Source organism: Massilia sp. 9I (assembly GCF_902506415.1).
Classification (GTDB): Bacteria; Pseudomonadota; Gammaproteobacteria; order Burkholderiales; family Burkholderiaceae_D; genus Telluria.
This window is the reverse complement of sequence record NZ_LR733275.1, coordinates 115,060-137,207: the sequence shown is the minus strand read 5'-3', so window position 1 is coordinate 137,207 and position 22,148 is coordinate 115,060. Positions and strand designations below refer to the sequence as shown.

Genomic DNA, 22,148 nt, shown 5'->3' with positions numbered 1-22,148 from the left:
GGTGGCATACTTCCATTGTTCGTTCAACCATGTTTGCCACTGTTTTCCATGCGCCGCTTTCTCTTGTTCGCGTTGGCCGCCTGTTGCGCGGCGGCCCAGGCCGCGCCGGGTGAGCACGTCACCCTGTGCTTCGAGCGCCAGGAAGTACGCCCGTGGCGGACGCTCGACGGCGGCGGCCTGAACTTCGAACTGCTGTCCGAGGTCGCCAAGCGCACCGGAGTGGTGTTCGACTTCCAGAGCATGCCCTGGAAGCGCTGCCTGGAACAGCTCAAGGCCAACCAGGTCGGCGGCGCCTTTGCCGTCAGCTTCAACCGCGACCGCATGGCGCTCGGCGCCTACCCCGGCGTGGCCGGGACCGAACCCGAGCCGCGCGCCGACGCCTCCAAACGCATGCACGTCGATACCTATGTGCTGGCGCGCCGGCGCGGCAGCCGCCTGGACTGGGACGGCAAGTCTTTCCGCAACCTCGACGGGCGCATCGGCTTCCAGCTTGGCTATTCGGTCGGCGACTTTCTGCGCGCCCAGGGCGTGCAGACCGATGACGGCAGCCAGCGCTCGGACGAACTGGCACAGAAGCTGATCGCAGGCCGCCTGGCCGGCGCCGCGCTCGGCGGGGGTGACGCCCAGCGCCTGATGCGCGGACCCTACGGCAAGCGGCTCGAGCTGCTGCCGGTGCCGCTGGTTGAGAAACCCTACTTCCTGGTGCTGTCGAGCGCCCTGGTCGCAAGCCAGCCGCAGCTTGCCGCACGCCTGTGGGATGCGGTTGAGGCGGTGCGCAACAGCCCGGCCTACCGCAAGCGCGAGCAGCAAGCGATCGGAGGCCGCTCTGGAGCCGCCCATTAACCGCCGGCGGGGCCGTATGCGCGTGATGCCGCGCCGCCTGGTCGAGAACTGGCGCCAGAACATCGTGTTCCGGCTCGGCGCCGGCATCGTGCTCGCGGTCGCGCTGTCGACCGGCGTGTTTACCACCTATACCCTGCATACGCTGCGGCTGGATGCCGACGCGCGGCTGCAGGAGCGCATCGAACGCCAGGCCAAGGTGCTGGAGCAGGCGCTGGCGCGTCCGCTGTTCGACATCAACAGCGGCGCCGTCAACTCGGTGGTGGAGGCGCTCGGCGCGACCCCCGAGGTGCAGACGCTGCGCGTGCTGGCGCCCGACGGCAGCCTGATCGCGGCGCTCGGCAACCGCGACGACGCCCAGGCCGACCTGCGCCTGCGCCGCCGCATCACCCACAACGACGGCACCCGCACTTATTCGGTCGGCGTGATCGAACTGGCCTTCTCGCGCGAGCAGATCGACCAGGACCTGCGCAACCAGATCGTGCACACGGCCGCCGCCAATATCCTGCTCACGCTGGCCATCGTTGGCTGCGTGTTCCTGGTCGGGCGCCGCATGTCGCAGCCTTTCGCCGACATCCAGGACGCGCTCGAAAAGCTGGCGCGCGGCGAGACCGACATCCGCCTGTCCGGCATCGGGCGGCGCGACCAGGTCGGGCGCCTGTCGTCCGCGGTGCGCAGTTTCCGCGACACCCTGAACCGGCTGCGCCAGGCCGAGCAGGTCACCAATGGCCTGCTGCGCGAGAAAAGCCGTATCGAGCAGCAGCTGCGCGAATTGAACGAAGACCTGGAACAGAAGATCGCTGCCCGCACCGAGGAACTGACGCAGTCGAACCTGCGCGCCGAGGCGGCCAACGTGGCCAAGTCCGAGTTCCTGGCCAATATGAGCCACGAGATCCGTACCCCGATGAGCGCGATCATCGGCATGGCCTACCTGGCGCTGCGCACCGACCTCAATCCCAAGCAGCAGGACTACGTCGGCAAGATCCACCGCGCGGCGCTGTCGCTGCTCGGGATCATCAACGACATCCTCGACTTTTCCAAGATCGAGGCCGGCAAGCTCGATGTCGAGCAGGTGCCGTTCTGCCTCGATGAAGTGCTCGGCAACGTGGCCAGCGTGACCAGCCAGCGCGCCGCCGACAAGCGCCTGGAATACCTGTTCCACGTACCGCACGCGGTGCCGCGCAAACTCGTGGGCGACCCGCTGCGCCTGGGGCAGGTGCTGATCAACCTGGTCAACAACGCCGTCAAGTTCACGCCGGCGGGCGAGCTGCAGCTCTCCTGCATTCCGCTGAAGGGCGCCGAGCCGGGCCGCGTCAAGCTGCGCTTCGCGGTGCGCGACACCGGCATCGGCATCGGCGAAGAGCAGCAGGCCAAGCTGTTCCGCGCCTTCAGCCAGGCCAACGGTTCGACCACGCGCGAATACGGCGGCACCGGCCTGGGCCTGTCGATTTCGCAGCAGCTGGTGGGCCTGATGGGCGGACGCATTGCGGTCGACAGCGCGCCCGGCGCCGGCTCGACCTTCCACTTCGACCTCGACTTCGCACTGTCGGGCGAACCCGAATCGACCCTGGTGGCGCCGTCCGAGCTGACCGGCGCGCGGGTGCTGGTGGTGGACGACAGCGCGCTGGCGCGCGCGATCCTGCGCGAGGCCCTGGCGGCGCTGCCGCTGCGGGTCGAATGCGCGTCCGACGCGCGCCACGCCGAAGGCGCGATCATTGCGGCCGATGCCGCTGGCATGCCCTACCGCCTGGTGCTGACCGACTGCACCATGCCGCGCATGGACGGCATCGAGCTGGTGCGCCGCATCACCGCCAACAAGGACCTGTGCGCGCCGCCGCTGACCGTGCTGGTGACCGCTTTCGGGCGCGAGGACGTGCAGGCCAGCGCCGAAGAAGCGGGCGTCAACGGCTTCCTGTTCAAGCCCTTCGTGCAGTCGGCCCTGTCGAATACGCTGGCCGGCCTGTTCAGCGCCGCCCCGAGCGGCGTGGCCGGCGCGGGCGTCGTGCGCACGGCCCAGCATGGCGCGCGCGTGCTGGTGGTGGAAGACAATCTGGTCAATCAGCAGATCGCGCGCGAGCTGCTGGAAGCGCAGGGCGTGGACGTGGACGTCGCCTCGACCGGCCAGCAGGCCCTCGAGAAACTCGCGGCTGCCGGCCCGGACGGTTACCGCCTGGTGCTGATGGACCTCGAGATGCCGCAGCTCGACGGCCACGAAGCCACGGTGGCGCTGCGCAAGGACCCGCGCTTCGACGAGCTGCCGATCATCGCGATGACGGCGCATGCGCTGTCCGAGATCCGCGAACGCTGCCTGAACGAAGGCATGCAGGACTACATTACCAAGCCGGTCGATCCCGAGAAGCTGTACGCCACCCTGGCGCGCTGGATGGGCAAGGCGATGCCGGCACGCGCCGCGCTGCCGGCGCCGGACCTGGCGCCGCTGCCGGGACTGGCGGGGATCGACTCCGCCTTCGGCCTGCGCAACGTTGGCGGCAACAGCGGGCTCTATGTCGAGCTGCTGGACCGCTTCCGCGCATCGCAGCGCGACGCCGGCTGCAGCATCCGCAGCGACCTCGATGGCGGGCGCCTGCGCGACGTCGCCAGCCGCGCGCACTCGCTGCGGGGCGTGGCCGGCAACATCGGCGCGCGCGAAGTCATGTCGCTGGCCCAGGAGATCGAAGAAGAAGCGGCCCGCGCCGCGCCGGGGCAGGCCGCGACGGACCTGGCGGCCCTCGAGCGCAGCGTCGGCTCGCTCGAACGGGCGCTGGCCGACCTGATGGATTCGCTCGACACCTATTTCGCCAACGCCCCGGAAGTGCCGGCCGCCGCGCCGGCGCCAAGCGGCCAGCCCGACGCGCATGACGCGGCCCAGGCCGTGGCCCAGCTGGAAAGCCTGCTGGCCGAGTTCTCGGGCGAAGCCACCGATTATTTCGACACCGTGCGCGCTCCGCTGGGCCGTCTGCTCGGCCCGGGCGCGCTGGCGCGCCTCGAGGCGCACCTGTCGCGTTACGAATTCGAAGAAGCACGCCTCGTGCTGGCCCAGGCCAACGGCGCTTCTTCCTCCATTGCGGAACACATATGAGTGCAGCCCTGAAGGACAAGCAGCAGTATCGGCCGACGATCCTGATCGTCGACGACACGCCGGACAACATCATGCTGCTGTCGCGCCTGTTGAAGGACAAGTATCACACCAAGGTGGCCACCAACGGCAGCACCGCGCTGCAGGTCGCGGCCGCCACGCCGGACCTGGACCTGATCCTGCTCGACGTGATGATGCCGGGGATGGACGGCTACGAGACCTGCCGCCAGCTCAAGGCCAATCCGGCCACCGCCGAGATCCCGGTGATCTTCCTGACCGCGAAGAACCAGATCGAGGACGAGGCCATGGGCCTGTCGGTGGGCGCGGTGGATTACCTCGGCAAACCCATCAGCCCGCCGATCCTGTTCGCGCGCGTTTCGACCCACCTGACCCTGCGCGCGGCGAGGAAGCTCCTGCAGGAGCACAACCAGAACCTCGAGCGTATGGTCCAGCAGCGCACCGCCCAGCTGCTCCTGATGCAGGAAGCGCTGATCCTGGCGATGGCCTCGATGGCCGAGATGCGCGACGGGAAGGTGTATGCGAAGAGCGCCAACCACCTGCGCCGCACCCAGCAATACATGCGCATGCTGGCGATGAGGCTGCGCAGCCACCCGCGCTTCGCCGCCAGCCTGACCGACGAGAACATCGAGCTGATGTACAAGTCGGCGCCGCTGCACGACATCGGCAAGGTCGCGATTCCCGACTACATCCTGCAGAAGCAGGGCAAGCTCGACCCCGAGGAATTCGAGGTCATGAAGCTGCACGCGGCCTACGGACGCGACACCATCATGCTGGCCGAGAAGCACCTGGGCGGCTCCAACAGCTTCCTGATGTTCGCGCGCGAGATCGCCCATTCGCACCAGGAGAAGTGGGACGGCAGCGGCTATCCGGAAAGCCTGAGCGGCGACGAGATCCCGGTCTCGGCGCGCCTGATGGCGGTGGCCGACGTGTACGACGCGCTGATTTCGCGCCGCGTGTACAAGCCGCCGTTCACGCACGACCAGTCGCTCGAGATCATGCGCCAGGGCCGCGGCACCCACTTCGACCCGGACGTGCTCGACGCCTTCTTCGCGCTGCAGGAAGAATTCGCGCGCATCGCGCAGGAGTTCGCCGACGAGGAAGAGAACGCGTAGTTCCCTTGATCTGCGTATTGGCACTCGTGGCGCATATCGACTATATTGTTTAGTTCGTTGAACAATGGAGTCTGTAATGCCCAGGAAGTCGGCTGCCGTCACGGCGGCAGCAAAGGGAGCCGCACGCGCGAAAGCCATGCCCGCAAAGGCCGCGAAGTCCGCGGCAAAACCGGCGCTCAAGGCCGCACGGCCGCAGCCTGCTAGGGCGCCGGCCAGAACGAGCGTCAAGACCGCAGTCAAGACGGCCGCCAGATCGCTGGCTGCGCCCGCAGTGAAGCGCTCCGCGCGCAAGGCGCCGGCCGCCCCGCCGCGCGACACGGGCGCGGCCGCGCGCCCGGTGCTGGTGCGTGACAGCTTCACCATGCCCGAGCAGGAATACGCCGTGCTTGCCGACGTCAAGCAGGCCTGCCTGCGCGCCGGCATCGACGTCAAGAAAAGCGAACTGCTGCGCATCGGCGTGGCCCTGCTGGGCCAGGTCGACATCGCTACCCTCAAGTCGGTGCTGGCGGCGCTGCCCCAGCTCAAGACCGGCCGGCCTCCCGCCGCGCCCTAGCGCGTCCTGCGCCGGCGCCGCGTATGGCCGACGGCGCTAATGGATCGAGGCGCTGGTCAGCTCCTTCAGTTCGCGGATCGGGATGTTCGATTTTTCGTGCATGCGCAGCAGGATCGTGGCGCCGACGTTCAGCTTGCGGTGGCGGATCTTGCTGATGATCGGCGGCTGCACCTCGAGCACGCGGCACAGCTCCGCATCATTCTTGAGTTGCATGCGCTCGATCAGGGTGTCGAGCAGTTTGTTGGGCACGAAGCTCGACGGTTCCAGGGCACGGGCCCGGTGCATCGCGGCGAGCATTTCCTGTTTTTTCTGTCGTACGCTCATGTTGCTTCTCCGAATTTGTAAACATGGATTCGGGACAGATCGACTTGTTCTGGAAATACGCCCTGCCTGTTCTGACGAGGTTTTGGTGGCGGGTCGTTGTGATATTACTACGATTGCGCCACGCACGATTTACGAATTGAGCGTAACAATCCGTAAATCGTTCTTTCCTCGCGGAATTTACGCTAATTTCAATCCGGAACGAGTCAGGAGCAGCACTTGGTCGGCCATGGCGGCCGCGGCGTGGGAGTGGGTTACCATGATGGCGCCGGCGCCGCTGGCGCGGGTCTCGCGCCGCAAGAGGGCGAGGATGCTCTCGGCGGTTTCGGGATCGAGGTTGCCGGTCGGCTCATCCGCCAGCAGCAGGGCGGGGCGATGCACCAGCGCGCGTGCGATCGCGACGCGCTGCAGCTCGCCGCCGGAGAGCTGGCGCGGGAAGTCGCCGCCACGCCCATCCAGGCCGACGGCTGCCAGCATCTCGTCGGCGCGGGCGCTGGATTCGCGATTGAGCAGCAGCGGCAGCGCCACGTTTTGGCGCAGGGTGAGGTGCGGCAGCACGTGAAAGGCCTGGAAGATGAAGCCCATGCGGGTGCGGCGCAGGCGGGTGGCGGCATCGTCGTCCAGCGCGGACATCGGCGTGCCGTCCACGATCACCTGCCCGGTGTCGGGCGCATCCAGGCCGGCGATGATGTTCAGCAGGGTCGACTTGCCGACGCCGGACTCGCCCATGATCGCCACGAACTCGCCGGCGCGGAAGCTGTGCGACAGCTGCGACAGCACGGTGCGGCCGCCATACGACTTGCTCAGCTGGTCGAGTACGAGCATGGATTCCCTTGATTAGCGTGTGAGTGCGCGGCGCAGCGCGAAACTGGCCGCATCCACCGCCGCCACCAGCAGCAGCATCGCGATCACCACGGTGGCGGCGCTCTGCATCTGGAACAGCGACAGGTGGTACTTCAGCATCTGGCCCAGGCCGCCGGCGCCGACGACGCCCAGCACCGCGGCGGCGCGGATGTTGTTCTCCCAGCGGTACAGGGTGTAGGACAGCATCTGCGGCAGGGCCTGCGGCAGGGTAGCGTACAGGAAGGCGGCGAGCGGCGCGGCGCCGTTGGTGCGCAGGCTGGTTTCCGGCAGCGGCTCGACGTTCTCGAGGGCGTCGGCAAACAGGCGTCCCAGCACGCCGCTGGTGTGCGCGGCCAGCGCCAGGGTGCCGGCGAAGGGACCGAGGCCGGCCGCGACCAGCAGCAGCGCCGCCCACACCAGTTCGGGAATGGAGCGCAGGATGTTCAGCAGCACCCGGACGGCGCCGCGCGGCGCCTGGCCCAGGCGCCCCGCCGCGGGCAGCGCCAGCACCAGGCCGCCGATTACGGCCAGCAGGGTGCCGACCAGCGACATGGCCAGCGTCTCCCACAGCGCGCCCAGGGTCTTGGTGAGAAAAGGAGAACTCGTCTCGGGCGGAGAGAAGCCGGCCAGGAATTCCGCGGCCGAACTCAGCGCTTCCGGCGTGAAGAAAGCGGACCACTGCAAGGGAAGCGAGGCGAAGCTGGCCACCACCAGGGCGGCGAGGAGCGCGAGCAGCACCAGGGTGCCGAACGCGCGCGGCGGGGGCGGCAGCAGCTGCGGCTTCATCCGAGCCTCCGGCGCAGCAGTTTCGAGACCAGGTCAGCCAGCGCCACCAGCAGCACGAACATGATCAGCATGGTCGACACTTCGCCGCCCGCCATCATCTTGGTCGATTCTTCCATGCGCTGGCCCAGGCCGCCGGCGCCGACGAAACCCATCACCGCCGAGCCGCGGATCGCGCACTCCCAGCGATAGACGGTATAGGACACCAGCTCGGCCGCCGACTCGGGCAGGGCGCCGTACAGCAGGGCGGGCAGGCGCCCGCTGCCGTTGGCCAGCAGGACGTCGGTGGCGTGGGCGTCGGATGACTCGAGGATCTCGGCATACACCTTGGCCAGCATGCCGCAATAGGTCAGGGCGATCGCCAGCACGCCGGCGGTCGGGCCCAGGCCGACGATGCGCACGAACAGCAGCGCCCACACCAGTTCCGGCACGCTGCGCAGCAGCACCAGCACCCAGCGCAGCAGCTGGCGCAACAGCATCGCACCAAAGCGCATGCGCCCCGTGCCGAGGCGCGAGATCGACAGGCGTTCGGTGATCACCATGGTGGCGGGAATCGCGCCCAGCAGCGCCAGCGTCAAGCCGGCGGTGGCGATGGCCACGGTCTGCCAGGTCTCGCGCAGCACCATCGCGAGGAACTCGGCGCCATAGGCTGGACGCAGGAAGTCGGACAGGAACACGCCGGCCGCCGCCAGGCTCTGCGGGTCGAACAGGATCCAGGGCTTGAATTCGCTGGCCGTGAGCATCGGCCACAGGAGCAACAGGCACACGAACGTGGCGGTGACGCGGCCGCGCCAGGCCGGGTCCGGATGCCTTGCCGCCGCCATCAGAAGCAGGCGCCCACGGCGATGCGCTCGGGCGCTTCGTGCGGATGCTGCGGGTGCGGCTGCACGCTCTCGTTTTCGTAGAGCGCGGCGATCATGGCGTCCGTGACCTGCTCGCGCGGCGCGTCGAACACGATGCGCCCGGCGCGCAGGCCGACCAGGCGCGGGAAGTGGGCGCGCGCCATCTCGACCTGGTGCAGGCTGCAGACCAAGGTGGCCTTGCGCTCGGCCGCTTCCTGCTGCAGCGTCGCCAGGGTGTGCTGGGCCAGCGCCGGGTCGAGCGCGGAGATCGGCTCGTCCACCAGCAAGGCTTCGGCACGCGATAACAACAGGCGCGCCAGGCCGCAGCGCTGGCGCTCGCCGCCGGACAGGCGGTCCACGCGCGCATACAGCTTGTCGCCCAGGCCGAAGCGCGCCAGGGCCGCGTGCGCGGCGTCCGGATCGCTCGGGCGCACCAGCGAAGCAAAAGCCTGCCACAGATTCATGTGCGGCAGGCGCGCCGCCAGCACCGCCGTGACCACGCGCTGGCGCGGCGGCAGCGGCGGCGTCTGTGGCGCCAGGAACAGGCGCGCACGCAGGCGGTGGCGCTCGGCCTGGGACAAGGTCCACGGGTCGTTCCCGAAGATGGAAAATTGGCCCTGCGCCGGACGGTGGGCGCAGGCGAGGGTGGCGAGCAGGGTGGTCTTGCCGGCGCCCGAAGGACCGATCAGGGCCAGCTGTTCGCCGGGTGCGATGACCAGGTCGAGGTCGACCAGGGCGGGCGCCACGTGCTGTGCCGCCGCCAGGTGCCGTACCGTCAGTTTCTCGAGCTTGAAGGTCATCGCAGCCCTGTGCTTACTTCAGCAGGCCGGCATTGCGGGCGGCCGCTTCGATCGCCCCGTAGTTCGAGGTCTTGGTCGGGATGAACTTGGTGGCGCGCTGCAGTTCCAGGATCTGCTTGCCTTCCGGGGTCGACTCGTCCAGCGCCAGGAAGGCGTCGGTGATCTTCTTCTGCAGCGCCGGGTTCATGTCGCTGCGCACGGTCCAGTTGTAGTCGTAGTAGCCCGGGGTGGTGTAGAACACGCGCACGACCTTCGGATCGACCTTCTTGGCTTCCACCAGCTTGTCCCACACCGAGATGTTCAGTGCGCCGGCATCGACCTTGCCGCCCGCGACCGCGGCCACGGTGGCGTCGTGCGCGCCCGAGAAGGCGATGCGCTTCAGGTCGGTGTCCGGGTTGATCTTCGCGCCCAGCAGGAAGGAGCGCGGCATCAGGTGGCCCGAGGTCGAGGATTCCGAGCCGAAGGACAGGGTCTTGCCCTTCAGGTCTTCGAGCTTGGTGATCGACGGGTTGGTGGTGATGAAGACCGAGCGGAATTTTTCGTCTTCCGCGCGCTGCACCAGCGGGGTCACCTGACCCTTGCTGCGCACGTTGGCTTGCACGAAGGTGAAGCCGCCGAACCAGACCATGTCGATCTTGCGGTTGATCAGGCCTTCGACCGAGGCCGCGTAGTCGGTCACCGGGGTGAACTCGACCTTCAGGCCGGTGGCCTTGGCCAGGTAGTCGCCCAGCGGCTTGAACTTGCGTTGCAGTTCGGTCGGCGCTTCGTCCGGGATGGCCGAGACGCGCAGCACGCCCGGCGTATTCTGGGCATAGGCGCCGCCGGCGGCCGCGAACATCAGGCCGGCGGTGGCGGTGGCTGCGAACATGGTTTTCAGGATGCGCGAAGGCGAGAACGAGGTCATGGCGGCTTTCTTATTTGTTTTTAACTGCGTTATTAATAGTTGGAAACAACTGAACCGGGGTAGTAACGCCCGCACGGCAGGCGGAAACGGCGCATGGGGGAATTCCGCTATCATGGCCAAAACTGCAACTCGGGTTCGCGATCCAAGGTTTGACATCCTATGCCGGGGCGCATGGTGCGCCGCGGCGGCACGAATGATAACGCTTATGCACATCTCCTGCACGGAAGACCGCCCGCGCGCGGCCAACGCCCATGTGGCGGACGAGCTGCACGCCGGGCTGAACGCGCCCGACGCCTGGATCTCGCCCAAGTTCCTGTACGACGCCCTCGGTTCGAAACTATTCGAAGCGATCTGCGAATTGCCGGAATACTATCCAACCCGGACCGAGGCGGCCATCTTCGCGCGCCATGGGGCCGAGATCGCCCGCGTGGCAGGCCTTGGGAGCACCCTGGTCGACCTGGGCGCGGGCAACTGCGCCAAAGCAGCCTCGCTGTTCCCGCTGCTCCAGCCGGCCCAGTACGTGGCGGTCGACATCTCGACCGAGTTCCTGTGCGACGCCCTCGAGCGCCTGCGCCAGCGCTTCCCGCAGATCGACATGGAAGCGCTCGGCATGGACTTTTCCAGCCGCTTCGAACTGCCGCCGCAGGTGCATGCCGCGCGCCGCCTGTTCTTCTACCCGGGCTCCTCGATCGGCAACTTCACGCCGGACGAAGCGCACGGCTTCCTGCGCCGCCTGCGCGCCCAGTGTGGGGACGATGGCGGCGTGCTGATCGGCGTCGACCTGGCCAAGGACAAGGCCACGCTGGACGCCGCCTACGACGACGCGCTCGGCGTCACCGCCGCCTTCAACCTGAACGTGCTGCGCCACGTGAACCACCTGGTCGGCGCCGACTTCGACATCCGCGCCTGGCGCCACCACGGCTTCTACAATGCCGCGCGCGGCCGCGTCGAGATGCACCTGGAGGCGGTGCGCCGCCAGGAAGTGCACTGGAACTGCGGCGGGCAAGCCTGCGCGCGCGTGTTCGAGCCGGGCGACTGCATCCACACCGAGAACAGCTACAAGTACCAGCAGGCCGATGCGATCGCCCTGCTGGAACGTTCCGGGTTCGAGGCCACGCGCGTGTGGACCGACCCGCAGCGCTGGTTCGCGGTGATCCACGCACAGGCGATTCACTGATGGGCATCGGGCAGCGCGAAGACATCCTGCACGCGTACCAAAGGGTGCGCGGGCGCTCGCTCGAGATCGCCGCGCCGCTCTCGAGCGAGGATTGCTGCGCGCAGTCGATGCCGGACGCCAGCCCGATCAAGTGGCACCTGGCGCACACCACCTGGTTCTTCGAGACCTTCATCCTCGAAGCCCATGAAGCGGGATTCGTGCCTTTCCACCCGGCCTTCCGGGTGCTGTTCAACTCCTACTACAACGGCATCGGCGCCAAGCATCCGCGCGCCCAGCGCGGCCTGCTCACCCGGCCTTCGCTGGACGAGGTACGCGCCTACCGCCTGGACGTCGACCGGCGCGTGGCGCACCTGCTAGCAAGCGGCGCCGCACCAGGCATTGCGGCCCTGGTCGAACTCGGCCTGCAGCACGAGCAGCAGCACCAGGAACTGATGCTCACCGATTTGAAACACCTGCTGGCGCAGAACCCGCTGTATCCGGCCTATACCGTGCAGCCGATGGAAGAGGGCGAGCCGGCGGCGCCGCTGGGCTGGATCGACTTCGACGGCGGCCTGGCCGAAATCGGCTACGGCGGCAACGGCTTCTGCTTCGACAACGAGCTGCCGCGCCACCGCACCTACCTCGATCCATTCCGGCTGGCCTCGCGCCTGGTCACCAACGGCGAATACCGCACCTTCATCGAGGCTGGCGGCTATCGCGACCCTTCGCTGTGGCTGGCCGAAGGCTGGGACCGCGTGTGCGCGGGCGAGATCACCCAACCCCTGTACTGGATCGAAGAGGACGACGGTTGGCACGAATTCACCCTGCACGGCGTGCAGCCGCTCGACCCGGCGCGCCCAGTCACCCACGTCTCGATGTACGAGGCCGACGCCTATGCGCGCTGGTGCGGCGCGCGCCTGCCGACCGAGGCGGAATGGGAATTCGCCGCGCGCCAGGCCTTGCTCGGCGGCGGGGCCCTGCATCCGGAAGCGGCCAACGGCGATGGCCTGCTGCAGATGTTCGGCGCCTGCTGGCAGTGGACCGCCAGCAGCTACGCGCCTTACCCCGGCTACGCGCCGGCCGCCGGCGCCATCGGCGAGTACAACGGCAAGTTCATGGTCAACCAGTACGTGCTGCGCGGTTCGTCCTGCGCCACCCCGGATGGCCATGCGCGCGCCAGCTACCGTAACTTCTTCCCGGCCGGAGCACGCTGGCAGTTCACCGGGATCAGGCTGGCGCGATGACCCGGCGCAGGAGCTGGCGCGAGCGCCTCCTGGACCAGCGCGCCAATGCCTGGATCCTTGCGCACCCGCTGGCCTTCAGCCTGCAGGTGGTGAAAGGATTCCGCGCCAACCAGGGCTTGCTGCTCGCGGGCGCCGTGGCCTACTACGCGCTGCTGTCGATCGTGCCCTTCCTGATGCTGGTGGTGGTGGCGCTGTCGCACTTCATCGACCAGGCCGAGCTGCTCGAGACCCTGCAGCGCTACCTTGGCCTGCTGGTGCCGGGGCAGGTGGGGCCGCTGGTCGAGGAGGTCGCACACTTCCTCGAGAACCGCGACCTGATCACCTGGCTGCTGGGCGCGACCATGCTGTTTTTCAGTTCGCTCGCCTTCACGGTGCTGGAAAACGCGATGAGCGTAATCTTCATCCACCGCGTGGCAGTGCGGCGCCGCCACTTCCTGGTGTCGGCCGTGCTCCCTTACTGCTACATCCTGGCGCTGGGCCTGGGCGTCATGATCGTGACCCTGGTGGCCGGCACGCTGGAAGTGATGGGCCAGGAAAGCGTGTGGCTGTTCGGCTACGAATGGTCGCTGGGCGGCGTATCCGGCGTGCTGCTCTACCTGCTCGGCCTGTTCGGCGAAATCCTGGTGCTGACCTCGATCTACCTGGTGATGCCGGTCGGGCGCCTGTCGCTATGGCATGCGTTGGTCGGCGGCATCAGCGCCGCGCTGCTGTGGGAAATCGCACGCCACGTGCTGGTCTGGTACTTCTCGACCCTGTCGCAGGTGAACGTCGTGTACGGGTCGATGACCACCGCGATCGTGGTGATGTTCAGCCTCGAGATCGCCGCCACCTTGCTCTTGCTCGGCGCCCAGGTGATCGCCGAATACGAACGCGTGGGGCATGGCCAGGTGGACCGCCCGCCACAGGAATTGCAGACAGAGCCACCGGCCTGAGCGCGAGCATCGTGCGCTTGCGCTTGGTCAATTCCCCCACGTGAGGCAGTGGCACAGTGTGTTCTTGCACGCCTGAGCTTGGCCTCCGTCAATCGGGTGCGCGGAACAACTCTCTGGGAGACTGCCATGAGCGAAGTCGTTGCCATCGTCCTTCCCCTGCCGGTCGCCGTCGCGCTGGTGTTCGTGCTGATGCTGCTGCTGGCCCTGAGCGCGGTCGCGCTGTCGCTGCGGCCTCAACCTATCCGCATGGCGAGCGAGCGCGCAGAAGACCTCGAAGCCGACGTACCAGGCGAGCCACACTAATACGCCCCCTGGGCAAGACGGCTCGGGCAAAGCGGGAAGCTTGCGCAGTGTAGTTCTTTTTGGAAATATGAATTGGCGGAGCGCAACTTGCGCCGCCACCCTCGACGCTAGAGTGAGACATGGCCGCAATCGTGCAGCCATTCATCTCTTGCCAACGAGGAGTCCACTATGCGCCGTCCCAAGTCGTCGATCATCGCCACCATCGCCCTTGCTGTCGCCGTCCTTGCGCCGTCCGCCCAGGCCGGCCAGCCTGAACCCGCCAGCGCGCAGCAGAAGTCCGAGATCGCGGGCGATTACCAGCTGAGCGATGGCCGCCGACTGCAGATCGACTTCGACGGTGTCGATGTCTTCGTGCAGCTGGACAAGCGTCCGCGCCAGCAGCTGCACGGGACGAGCGACGGCCAATTCAGCACCTTCGATGGCGCGATCGCGGTACGCCACAAGGGCGCAGCGGATGCGCCAAGCGTCGACGTGATGCTGCGTGGCCAGGCTGTCAGCGTGTTGCGCTGAACCCGGGCCGATCGCCCCAAACCCATGCCCGGCAATGCTAGCCTTCGGCTACACTGCCGGGCATGGCTCACTTCTACCTCTGCTGGGAACTCGGCGGCGGGCTCGGACATGCCGGCCGCCTCAAGTCGATCGCGCAGCCGCTGCGCGCACGCGGCCACACCGTCACCCTGGTCCTGCGCGACCTGGTGCTGACGCGCAGCCTGCTCAAGGACCTCGACATCGCGACCCTGCAGGCGCCGGTCTGGCTGCACCGTACCGCCGGCCTGCCGCCTGACCAGGCCAGCCTGGCCGAGATCCTGCTCGCCTGCGGCTACCTGGATGCCGAAGCGCTCGCCGGGCTGTGCGCAGGCTGGCGCGGGCTGTTCCGCCAGGGCCGGCCGGATCTGATCATCGCCGACTATGCGCCGACCGCGATCCTGGCGGCGCGCAGCCTCGGCTTGCCCACCGCTGCGCTCGGCCCCGGCTTCAGCATGCCGCCCGCTGATGCGCCGCTGCCGCCGCTGCGCGGCTGGGAGGCGCCGCCGACTGCACGCCTGCAAGCCACCGAAAGCCGTCTGCTCGCCAGCGCCAACAGCGTGCTGGCCGCGCACGGCGCGACGCCGCTCGCGCATGCCGCCGAACTGCTGCTGGGGGAGCATCCGCTGCTGTGCACCTGGCCGGAACTGGACCACTACGGCCGCAGCGGCGGCGGTCCCTGGCTGGGACCGAACCTGCCGCAGGCGGCTGGCGGCAGGGCGCACTGGCCCGCAGGCGAGGGCGCGCGCGTGTTCGCCTACCTGCGCCACAGCATCCCGGAATCCACCGAGGCCTTGCAGGCGCTGGTGCGCCGCGGCTGCCGGGTGCTGTGCTACATGCCCGAGGTGGCGGCCGGCGCACGGAAGCCGGTGGATAGCCCGCTTCTCGCCTACGCGCCGGCGCCGGTGGCGCTGCCCGAGGCCCTGGCGCAATGCGAAATGGTGGTGAGCCATGCCGGCGAGGCGCTGGTGGCGCAGGCGCTGCTGGCGGGACGGCCGCTCCTGATGCTGCCGCATGCGGCGGAGAGCTTCCTGATGGCGCGCCGCGTGGAGCAGCTGGGGGCGGGAATCAATGCGATGGGACGGCCGCGTCCGCGCAACTGGGACGCGCTGGTGGCGAATGTGCTGGAGGAGCCGGGCTGGCGCGCGGCGGCCGCGGCCTTCGCGCGGCGTTATGCGGATTTCAATCCGGCGCGCCAGCTTGAAGACCTGGCGGACCGTTTCGAGGCGATGCTCAGGCCACGCTGACGCGCGGCGCGCCTGCTTCCATGCGGCCGATCACCGCGGCGTCGCCGAAGCCTTCGCGCGCAAACAGCGCCAGCACCTCCTCGACGCTGCCCGGATCGCACGACACCAAGAGGCCGCCCGAAGTCTGCGGGTCGGTCAGCAGCGCGCGCTGGGACGGGGTGATGGCGGCGCCCAGGTCGACGTCCTTGCCGTAGGCATCCCAGTTGCGGCCTGATGCGCCGGTGAAGAAGCCATCCTGCGCCAGCTGCAGTACGCCGGGCAGCAGCGGCACCTTGTCCATCTCGAGCGTGGCCGCCAGTTTGGCGCCGCGCGCCAGTTCCAGCAGGTGGCCGAGCAGGCCGAAGCCGGTGACGTCGGTCAGCGCATGCACGCCAGGCATCTCGGCCAGCAGGCGGCCCGGTTTGTTCAGCTTGGTGGTGTTGGCGATCATCGCGGCATAGCCGTCGGCGTCCAGCACATCCTTCTTCAGCGCGGCCGACAGCACGCCCACGCCCAGCGGCTTGCCCAGCACCAGCACGTCGCCGGCGCGCGCGTCGGCATTGCGCTTGACCTTGGACGGATGCACCAGTCCCATCACCACCAGGCCGTAGATCGGCTCGACCGAGTCGATGGTGTGGCCGCCGGCGATCGGGATACCGGCGTCGGCGCACACCGATTCGCCGCCGCGGATGATCTGGCCGATGGTCTCCAGCGGCAGTTTGTTGACCGGCATGCCGACCAGGGCCAGCGCCATGATCGGCGTGCCGCCCATCGCGTACACGTCGGAGATCGCATTCGTCGCGGCGATGCGGCCGAAGTCGAAGGGATCGTCGACGATCGGCATGAAGAAGTCGGTGGTGGCGATCAGGGCCTGCTCGTCATTGAGCTTGTAGACGGCCGCGTCGTCGGCGGTCTCGATGCCGACCATCAGTTCCTTCGGCACCGGGAATCCGGTGGATTTGTTCAGGATTTCGGCCAGCACGCCCGGCGCGATCTTGCAGCCGCAGCCGCCGCCGTGCGAGAACGAAGTCAGTTTGATGGGTTGTTCTGGCAGGGTGCTCATCGATGTCTTTCCTAGGGGTGCGGATCAAAGTAGCAGATTATCCACCAAGTCGCGCAGGGCCGCTTGCTCGGCGTTCGGGGCGAACAGGGCTGCGCGCGCCGCGCATTGGCGCCGCAGCAGAGCGTCGAAGGGGGCGTCGTTCAGCAGGCGATCGACCAGGCGCGCCAGGGCCGCGGCGTCGCCCGGGGCGAAGTAGCCGGCGTAGTCCTCGCCCAGCATGCCGCGGTTGCCGTTGATATCGGAAGCCAGCACCGGCACGCCGCTGGTCACGGCCTCGATGATCACGTTGGCGCCGCCTTCCATGCTTGATGCGATCACCATTGCGCGGCAGCGTTTGAGGCGCTGGCGCGCCTTCGCGTGGGGCAGGGCGCCGAGCCACCGGTAGCGCGGATTGGCCGCCTGGGCGTCGACGGCAGCCTGGCCCAGTGCGGGGTCGAGCGCGCCGCCGATGTGCAGCAGGCGCACCGCCGGGTGGGTCACCAGGCCGGCGGCGCGGATGAAGGTCAGCGGGTCCTTTTCCGCGCGCAGGTGGCCGATCATGCAGATGTCGGCAAAGCGCGCGGCCTCGGCGTGTATGTGCGGACGCAGGCTCGGGGCTGACTGGAAGATCACGCGCGCCTTGGCGCGCAGTGGTGCCGGCAGCAGCGCCAAGCCGGCCGGTTGCAGCAGCACCAGCGATGTGGCGTGAAGCAGCGAGGACTGCGCATCCGGATCGGACGCTATGTCGCGATACAGGTCGGTCCCGGTCATGACCAGCACCGATGGCCGCTCCGGGAAGGAGGTGCTGAAGGCCGCCAGCGCCGCCGCCGAGCGGCGTGCGTGCAGCGCAATCAGCAGGTCAGGCGCGGGATCCGCCGGCGTCCAGCCGCCTGCCACCGCCACTGCATGCGCGCCGCGCAGGCAGCGCATCCAGCGGCTCGCGGTCTGCCAGTTGCCGTTGTTATCACGCTCGCTGGCGGGGCTGACGATGAGGATGTGCTTGCGCACGGCTGGGACTCCAGAAGACGGGAGGGCGATTATACGCTGCGCCGCATGTGTATCTCGGACGCGCAAATTGGCCAAACCCTGCCAGGATCACTATGTGGTACGGACGAAAAAAATGGCTGCCCGAGAGCAGCCATTTTCATTGGAGCTTAGCGATCAGTAATCGCCGAAAGTGCGTCGGGCGCCGTCGGCCGAGCGCGGATGCGCCGACTTGGCATAGCCGCCTTCACGACGTGCGCCTTCCGGGCGGTTGCCACGGTAGCCGCCTTCGCGCGGAGCACCGCTTGGCGCGCCTTCACGCGGGGCTGCGCTGCGGTAGCCGCCTTCACGCTGCGGACGGTCGCCGTAGCTAGTGCGCGGTGCGCCTTCGCGCGGAGCGTAGCCTTCGCGCGGGCCGCGGTCGGCGTAACGGCTTTCGGCAGGGCGGGTATCCGCAGGACGTGCGTAGCTGCCTTCACGCGGGGCGCGGTCACCATAGCCGCCTTCACGTGGGGCGCCATAGCCCGGCTTGCTGAAGCTGCGCTGGCCCGGCTTGGCGCTGCGGCCATCGCCCGGCTTCCAGCCCGGACGGCTAGCCGAACGGGTCGGGGCGGCGCGCTTCGGTTCGAAACCTTCCACCACGTCGACTGGAATCAGCTGCTTGGTGAAACGCTCGATACGCTTCACGTTCATGCCTTCGGCATGGTTCACCAGCGAGATCGCCAGACCATTGCGGCCTGCACGGCCGGTACGGCCGATGCGGTGCACGTAGTCCTCAGGGAACTTCGGCAGATCGTAGTTCACCACGTGGGTGATGGTCGGCACGTCGATACCGCGGGCGGCAACGTCGGTCGCCACCAGCACGCGCACCTGGCCGCGGCGCATGCTGTCCAGGGTACGGTTGCGCGCGCCCTGGTGCATGTCGCCGTGCAGGGCGGCGGCCGCGAAACCGGCGATGTTCAGGCGGTCGGCGATCATGTCGGCGTCGCGCTTGGTGGCGGTGAACACCACGGCCTGGTCGAGCGACTCGTCGCGCAGCAGGTGGTCGAGCAGGCGGTTCTTGTGCGACAGGTCGTCGACGAAGTGCACCTTCTGCACGATGTTCTCGTGGCGGTTGGTCGCGCTCATGATCTGGATCGTCTGCGGATCCTTGGTGATGCGGCGCGCCATATTGCCCACCACGCCGTCCAGGGTCGCCGAGAACAGCATGGTCTGGCGGGTGGCCGGGGTGGCGGCGACGATCTTCTCGATGTCTTCGATGAAACCCATGTCCAGCATGCGGTCGGCTTCGTCCAGCACCAGGATCTCGAGCTCGGAGAAGTTGATCTTGCCCGACTCCATGTGGTCGATCAGGCGGCCCGGGGTCGCCACCAGGATTTCAGGGTTCTTCGACAGCAGCTGCATCTGCTTCGGGTAAGGCATGCCGCCCAGGATCGACACGGCGCGGATACGGCGCATGTCGGTCGTGTATTGTTCGGTCGCGGTGGTCACCTGCAGGGCCAGCTCGCGGGTCGGGGTCAGGACCAGCATCTTCGGCTGGGCCGGGGTAAAGCGGACGCGTTCGCCACGAGCGCGCGCCGACTGCGCCTGCTGGGCAGGCGTACGGGTTGCCTGGGTCGGCTCGGCGCCGGCCAGCTTGTGCAGCGACGGCAGCATGAAGGCCGCGGTCTTGCCCGAGCCGGTCTGCGAGGAGACCAGCAGGTCGCGGCCGGCGATGCCGGCAGGGATCGCCTGCTCCTGCACCGGGGTCGGCTTGGTGTAACCGGCGGCGGCAACTGCCTTGACGAGCGACGCGTGTAAACCTAGTGCTTCAAAACTCATGTGTACTTTTACTTTCGGAATAAATCATGATCGCGCGTGTCGAAATGACGAGCGCAAAATAGCAACGCGAACCAACACTACGAAATGACTCAGAACTGAAAAGAAATTTCGGCACAAAAGCTTTGCGCCGGGACGGTGTCTGGATGCTGACACGCAGGGCGGGAGGGCTTTTTTGAAAGGGCGATCACTGTCGCCAAGGCTTGCGATGCTGCTAGTGGTACTGCTTCGGTGAACTGCTGCGTCCTGTCTGTTCGGACTGCTTATTGCAGCGCACAAACGACATCATACATCAGAACAGGAAAGTCTGCACGCGGCCGCACGGATATGCGGCCGGAGCCAAAGATGGTTTAAGGCCACCCTAAGGCGGCCTTATCAGATTGATCAGCGCTGCTTGCGCTTGGACGAGGTGTTGCGGGCGATGCGGTTCTTCGACGGCGTGGCCGCCTTGGCCTTGTAGCGCGAGGTCGATGCCTTCACGCGCGGGCTGCGCTCGGCTTCGAAGGCCACCACCGCGTTGTCGATGATGTTTTCGGCGATGTCGCCGGCGTTCGAGGCCGAGACTTTCGGCACCAGGATGGTCGAACCGGCCGTGACGGTCGATTTCGCCGGGATGTTGTTGGCCTGGCGGATGACTTCCGGGGTGGTGCCGAACTTCGATGCCAGTGCGGCGATACTGGTGCGGGCGCTGGTGATCTTGTGGGTGGTCCAGGTCGACAGCTCGCGGCCCCATTGCGCCAGGTTCAGCTGGAACTTCTCGGCGTTTGCCTTCGGCAGCAGGATCTTGGTCTTCTCGCCACCGGTGATGACCGGCTTCTTGAACTGCGGATTGAGCGCCTTGAATTCGTCGAGCGACATTTCGGCCAGCTGGGCGGCGACGGCGACGTCGATATCGCTGGTCTTGTCGACGGCGGTGAAGTAGGGCTGGTTGTCGATCGCCGGCAGGGCCACGTTGTACTGGGCCGGGTTGGCGACGATGTTCTTGACCGCCTGCAGCTTTGGCACGTAGTTGCGGGTTTCCGGCGGCATCAGCTCGGCCAGGCTTTCGAAGTCGGTCGGCTTGCCCAGCGCCTGGTTCTTCTTGACGATGCGCTGCACATTGCCTTCGCCCCAGTTGTAGGCGGCCAGGGCCAGCTGCCAGTCGCCGAACATCGTGTACAGGCGCTGCAGGTAGGTCAGGGCGGCGTCGGTCGAGGCCAGCACGCCGCGGCGCTCGTCCTTGAACATGTTCTGCTTCAGGTCGTAGTCCTTGCCGGTGCCCGGCACGAACTGCCACAGGCCGGCCGCATCGGCGGTGGAGAGGGCCTGCGGGTTGAAGGCGGATTCGATCACCGGCAGCAGGGCCAGCTCGGTCGGCATGCCGCGCTTTTCCAGTTCCTGGACGATATGGAAGAGGTAGGGCGAAGCACGGCCCGAGATGCGCTTGAGGCTGTCGGGACGGGCGCTATAGGCCTGGGTGTGGCGGCTCACCAGGCTGTTGTCGAGGTCGGGAATGGCATAACCGCTGCGGATGCGGCCCCAGACGTCGGTTTCCTTGTATTCGTCGGCCTTGGTCGGGCCGGAGGCCAGCGGCGCCACGGCGCGGGCGTTCAGCGCGGTGGCGGGCGAGGGCGCATTGTCCATCGCGTGGGTGAGCGGGGAGGTGGCCAGGAGTGCCAGCGCGGCAGTCGCTACGGTCTTGCGGATCATGTCGTGCATCGCTTTCCAATGTTGCGTTCGAGAACGAACGTACTGGTCAAGAGGGCAGTGTACGTAGTCATGCTTGAGTCAGTCAAGGCATCGTTACAAATTTCTTTCCGGCGTTCATTTGTGTAAATTGACATCATGAAAACGGATATTGCCGGGAAATGCCTACGCGTTCGCGGAAGAATGATGCAGATGCGCGACCGTACGGGGAACCGCCCATGCTCATCGATTTATTCCTTAGCCTAGCGCCCGAGGGGTGTCCATCTATGAGGACACGCAAAGTCTGCGTACAATCCGGCTTCTGCCTCCGGCGTTTTTATTGATTTGTCATCCATGAGTACTGCAAACCCGCATGCCGACGACGACGCGATCGTCGCCGCCACCCGCAACTGGCTGGAAAAGGCCGTGATCGGCCTGAACCTGTGCCCCTTCGCCAAGTCGGTGTACGTGAAGGAGCAGGTGCGCTATGTCGTGTCGCCCGCGACCACCCCGGAAGCGCTGCTGGAGCAGCTCATGGACGAGCTGCAGCACCTGTCGGACACCCCGGCGGAAGAGGTCGACACGACCCTGTTGATCCATCCCTTCGTGCTGAACGACTTCGAGGATTACAACGAGTTCCTGGACGTGGCCGATGCGGCGGTCGAGGACATGCAGCTGGACGGCGAGCTGCAGGTGGCGAGTTTCCACCCGGACTACCAGTTCGCGGACACCGACGTCAACGACATCGCCAACTACACCAACCGCGCGCCTTACCCGATCCTGCACCTGCTGCGCGAGGACAGCATCGATCGCGCGGTCGAGGCCTTCCCGGAGGCGGCCGAGATTTTCGAGAAAAATATCGATACCATGGAAAAGCTCGGCCACGACGGCTGGGACAAGCTCGATGTCGGACCAGCACGCTGATATGGGCGGCGCACTGCCGCCGCGCCCGGACACGCCCTGCGTGGCCGTCTGCTCCACCACCTTCGACGAGGTCTGCCGCGGCTGCGGCCGCACCGTGGCGGAAGTGGCGAACTGGGTGTCGATGAACGCCGACGAAAAGGAGCGCGTGTGGGTGCGCATCCTGGCGCAGGGCTACCCGCGCCGGAATACCTGATGCCTGCCGGGGTGGCCGGCCATGCGCCACCCCTTATATAT

Annotated in this window: 22 protein-coding genes; 12 read left to right on the top strand and 10 right to left on the bottom strand. The window is 67.3% G+C overall.

The genetic code is table 11. The annotated features are described in order from the left end of the window. Positions 1 to 48 precede the first annotated feature (48 nt). The 4 genes from GV068_RS00645 to GV068_RS00630 all read left to right on the top strand — a co-directional run bounded on the left by GV068_RS00645 (position 49) and on the right by GV068_RS00630 (position 5,602). Complete coding sequence (locus GV068_RS00645; protein ID WP_159695519.1) at positions 49 to 843, top strand: ABC transporter substrate-binding protein; 795 nt, start codon at positions 49 to 51, stop codon at positions 841 to 843. Between the two features lie 16 nt (positions 844 to 859). After that, entirely contained in the window at positions 860 to 3,919 is a 3,060-nt protein-coding gene (locus tag GV068_RS00640) for a response regulator (protein ID WP_159695518.1), read from the top strand. Beyond that, positions 3,916 to 5,049, top strand: a complete 1,134-nt coding sequence (locus GV068_RS00635) for a two-component system response regulator (RefSeq protein ID WP_159695517.1) — start codon at positions 3,916 to 3,918, stop codon at positions 5,047 to 5,049. Before GV068_RS00640 ends, GV068_RS00635 begins: the two co-directional genes overlap by 4 nt. Positions 5,050 to 5,125: 76 nt before the next feature. Beyond that, complete coding sequence (locus GV068_RS00630) at positions 5,126 to 5,602, top strand: hypothetical protein (protein WP_159695516.1); 477 nt, start codon at positions 5,126 to 5,128, stop codon at positions 5,600 to 5,602. 36 nt (positions 5,603 to 5,638) lie between these two features. On the opposite strand, the gene GV068_RS00625 is transcribed toward GV068_RS00630, so the two are convergent. The 6 genes from GV068_RS00625 to GV068_RS00600 form a co-directional block, all read right to left on the bottom strand. Continuing rightward, the gene (locus tag GV068_RS00625) at positions 5,639 to 5,926 is read right to left on the bottom strand and encodes a hypothetical protein (protein WP_036211798.1); all 288 of its coding nucleotides are present in this window, start codon (positions 5,924 to 5,926) and stop codon (positions 5,639 to 5,641) included. A 177-nt stretch (positions 5,927 to 6,103) separates the two neighbouring features. Next, on the bottom strand, positions 6,104 to 6,748 hold the full coding sequence (locus tag GV068_RS00620) for an ABC transporter ATP-binding protein (protein ID WP_159695515.1): 645 nt from the start codon (positions 6,746 to 6,748) through the stop codon (positions 6,104 to 6,106). Positions 6,749 to 6,760: 12 nt separating this feature from the next. Further along, complete coding sequence (gene phnE / locus GV068_RS00615) at positions 6,761 to 7,552, bottom strand: phosphonate ABC transporter, permease protein PhnE (RefSeq protein WP_159695514.1); 792 nt, start codon at positions 7,550 to 7,552, stop codon at positions 6,761 to 6,763. Next, complete coding sequence (locus GV068_RS00610) at positions 7,549 to 8,373, bottom strand: ABC transporter permease (RefSeq protein ID WP_159695513.1); 825 nt, start codon at positions 8,371 to 8,373, stop codon at positions 7,549 to 7,551. Before GV068_RS00610 ends, phnE begins: the two co-directional genes overlap by 4 nt. Beyond that, positions 8,373 to 9,191, bottom strand: a complete 819-nt coding sequence (locus GV068_RS00605) for a phosphonate ABC transporter ATP-binding protein (RefSeq protein ID WP_159695512.1) — start codon at positions 9,189 to 9,191, stop codon at positions 8,373 to 8,375. Before GV068_RS00605 ends, GV068_RS00610 begins: the two co-directional genes overlap by 1 nt. A 13-nt stretch (positions 9,192 to 9,204) precedes the next feature. Further along, a complete protein-coding gene (locus GV068_RS00600; RefSeq protein ID WP_159695511.1) occupies positions 9,205 to 10,095 on the bottom strand; it encodes a putative selenate ABC transporter substrate-binding protein in 891 nt (296 codons plus the stop codon). A 205-nt stretch (positions 10,096 to 10,300) separates the two neighbouring features. Here GV068_RS00600 and egtD point away from each other — a divergent pair, with 205 nt between their 5' ends. From egtD to GV068_RS25320, 6 genes are all read left to right on the top strand, one after another. Further along, positions 10,301 to 11,272 (top strand): L-histidine N(alpha)-methyltransferase, encoded by a 972-nt coding sequence (gene egtD, locus GV068_RS00595; protein ID WP_229463561.1) that lies wholly within the window; start codon positions 10,301 to 10,303, stop codon positions 11,270 to 11,272. Further along, positions 11,272 to 12,495: an ergothioneine biosynthesis protein EgtB gene (egtB, locus tag GV068_RS00590; protein WP_159695509.1), complete on the top strand. Its 1,224-nt coding sequence runs from the start codon at positions 11,272 to 11,274 to the stop codon at positions 12,493 to 12,495. The genes egtD and egtB overlap by 1 nt, the downstream gene beginning before the upstream one ends. After that, entirely contained in the window at positions 12,492 to 13,427 is a 936-nt protein-coding gene (locus GV068_RS00585) for a YihY/virulence factor BrkB family protein (RefSeq protein WP_159695508.1), read from the top strand. Before egtB ends, GV068_RS00585 begins: the two co-directional genes overlap by 4 nt. Before the next feature lie 126 nt (positions 13,428 to 13,553). Next, the gene (locus tag GV068_RS00580; RefSeq protein ID WP_159695507.1) at positions 13,554 to 13,730 is read left to right on the top strand and encodes a hypothetical protein; all 177 of its coding nucleotides are present in this window, start codon (positions 13,554 to 13,556) and stop codon (positions 13,728 to 13,730) included. Positions 13,731 to 13,898: 168 nt separating this feature from the next. Beyond that, positions 13,899 to 14,240: a hypothetical protein gene (locus tag GV068_RS00575; protein WP_159695506.1), complete on the top strand. Its 342-nt coding sequence runs from the start codon at positions 13,899 to 13,901 to the stop codon at positions 14,238 to 14,240. A gap of 62 nt (positions 14,241 to 14,302) precedes the next feature. Next, positions 14,303 to 15,502, top strand: coding sequence for a glycosyltransferase (locus GV068_RS25320; protein WP_159695505.1), 1,200 nt, complete (start codon positions 14,303 to 14,305; stop codon positions 15,500 to 15,502). Here the strand turns inward: GV068_RS25320 and selD are convergent. The 4 genes from selD to GV068_RS00550 all read right to left on the bottom strand — a co-directional run bounded on the left by selD (position 15,489) and on the right by GV068_RS00550 (position 21,023). Beyond that, positions 15,489 to 16,544, bottom strand: coding sequence for a selenide, water dikinase SelD (gene selD, locus GV068_RS00565; RefSeq protein WP_159695504.1), 1,056 nt, complete (start codon positions 16,542 to 16,544; stop codon positions 15,489 to 15,491). The genes GV068_RS25320 and selD overlap by 14 nt on opposite strands. Before the next feature lie 24 nt (positions 16,545 to 16,568). After that, complete coding sequence (senB, locus tag GV068_RS00560) at positions 16,569 to 17,531, bottom strand: selenoneine biosynthesis selenosugar synthase SenB (protein ID WP_159695503.1); 963 nt, start codon at positions 17,529 to 17,531, stop codon at positions 16,569 to 16,571. A gap of 153 nt (positions 17,532 to 17,684) precedes the next feature. Next, positions 17,685 to 19,328: a DEAD/DEAH box helicase gene (locus GV068_RS00555; protein ID WP_159695502.1), complete on the bottom strand. Its 1,644-nt coding sequence runs from the start codon at positions 19,326 to 19,328 to the stop codon at positions 17,685 to 17,687. A gap of 381 nt (positions 19,329 to 19,709) precedes the next feature. Continuing rightward, complete coding sequence (locus GV068_RS00550) at positions 19,710 to 21,023, bottom strand: transglycosylase SLT domain-containing protein (protein WP_159695501.1); 1,314 nt, start codon at positions 21,021 to 21,023, stop codon at positions 19,710 to 19,712. 321 nt (positions 21,024 to 21,344) lie between these two features. Between GV068_RS00550 and GV068_RS00545 the strand changes: the two genes are divergently transcribed. Further along, positions 21,345 to 21,914 (top strand): DUF1415 domain-containing protein, encoded by a 570-nt coding sequence (locus GV068_RS00545; RefSeq protein WP_159695500.1) that lies wholly within the window; start codon positions 21,345 to 21,347, stop codon positions 21,912 to 21,914. Beyond that, positions 21,895 to 22,107 carry a DUF1289 domain-containing protein gene (locus tag GV068_RS00540; RefSeq protein WP_229463559.1) on the top strand — a complete coding sequence of 71 codons (213 nt, stop codon included), beginning with the start codon at positions 21,895 to 21,897 and terminating at the stop codon, positions 22,105 to 22,107. Before GV068_RS00545 ends, GV068_RS00540 begins: the two co-directional genes overlap by 20 nt. Positions 22,108 to 22,148: the final 41 nt, after the last annotated feature.

Bases quoted from the DNA above. Each gene is read 5' to 3' on its own strand.
- GV068_RS00645 (WP_159695519.1), top strand. From the start codon at position 49: ATGCGCCGCTTTCTCTTGTTCGCGTTGGCCGCCTGTTGCGCGGCGGCC.
- GV068_RS00640 (WP_159695518.1), top strand. From the start codon at position 860: ATGCGCGTGATGCCGCGCCGCCTGGTCGAGAACTGGCGCCAGAACATC.
- GV068_RS00635 (WP_159695517.1), top strand. From the start codon at position 3,916: ATGAGTGCAGCCCTGAAGGACAAGCAGCAGTATCGGCCGACGATCCTG.
- GV068_RS00630 (WP_159695516.1), top strand. From the start codon at position 5,126: ATGCCCAGGAAGTCGGCTGCCGTCACGGCGGCAGCAAAGGGAGCCGCA.
- GV068_RS00625 (WP_036211798.1), bottom strand. From the start codon at position 5,926: ATGAGCGTACGACAGAAAAAACAGGAAATGCTCGCCGCGATGCACCGG.
- GV068_RS00620 (WP_159695515.1), bottom strand. From the start codon at position 6,748: ATGCTCGTACTCGACCAGCTGAGCAAGTCGTATGGCGGCCGCACCGTG.
- phnE (WP_159695514.1), bottom strand. From the start codon at position 7,552: ATGAAGCCGCAGCTGCTGCCGCCCCCGCCGCGCGCGTTCGGCACCCTG.
- GV068_RS00610 (WP_159695513.1), bottom strand. From the start codon at position 8,373: ATGGCGGCGGCAAGGCATCCGGACCCGGCCTGGCGCGGCCGCGTCACC.
- GV068_RS00605 (WP_159695512.1), bottom strand. From the start codon at position 9,191: ATGACCTTCAAGCTCGAGAAACTGACGGTACGGCACCTGGCGGCGGCA.
- GV068_RS00600 (WP_159695511.1), bottom strand. From the start codon at position 10,095: ATGACCTCGTTCTCGCCTTCGCGCATCCTGAAAACCATGTTCGCAGCC.
- egtD (WP_229463561.1), top strand. From the start codon at position 10,301: ATGCACATCTCCTGCACGGAAGACCGCCCGCGCGCGGCCAACGCCCAT.
- egtB (WP_159695509.1), top strand. From the start codon at position 11,272: ATGGGCATCGGGCAGCGCGAAGACATCCTGCACGCGTACCAAAGGGTG.
- GV068_RS00585 (WP_159695508.1), top strand. From the start codon at position 12,492: ATGACCCGGCGCAGGAGCTGGCGCGAGCGCCTCCTGGACCAGCGCGCC.
- GV068_RS00580 (WP_159695507.1), top strand. From the start codon at position 13,554: ATGAGCGAAGTCGTTGCCATCGTCCTTCCCCTGCCGGTCGCCGTCGCG.
- GV068_RS00575 (WP_159695506.1), top strand. From the start codon at position 13,899: ATGCGCCGTCCCAAGTCGTCGATCATCGCCACCATCGCCCTTGCTGTC.
- GV068_RS25320 (WP_159695505.1), top strand. From the start codon at position 14,303: ATGGCTCACTTCTACCTCTGCTGGGAACTCGGCGGCGGGCTCGGACAT.
- selD (WP_159695504.1), bottom strand. From the start codon at position 16,544: ATGAGCACCCTGCCAGAACAACCCATCAAACTGACTTCGTTCTCGCAC.
- GV068_RS00555 (WP_159695502.1), bottom strand. From the start codon at position 19,328: ATGAGTTTTGAAGCACTAGGTTTACACGCGTCGCTCGTCAAGGCAGTT.
- GV068_RS00550 (WP_159695501.1), bottom strand. From the start codon at position 21,023: ATGCACGACATGATCCGCAAGACCGTAGCGACTGCCGCGCTGGCACTC.
- GV068_RS00545 (WP_159695500.1), top strand. From the start codon at position 21,345: ATGAGTACTGCAAACCCGCATGCCGACGACGACGCGATCGTCGCCGCC.
- GV068_RS00540 (WP_229463559.1), top strand. From the start codon at position 21,895: ATGTCGGACCAGCACGCTGATATGGGCGGCGCACTGCCGCCGCGCCCG.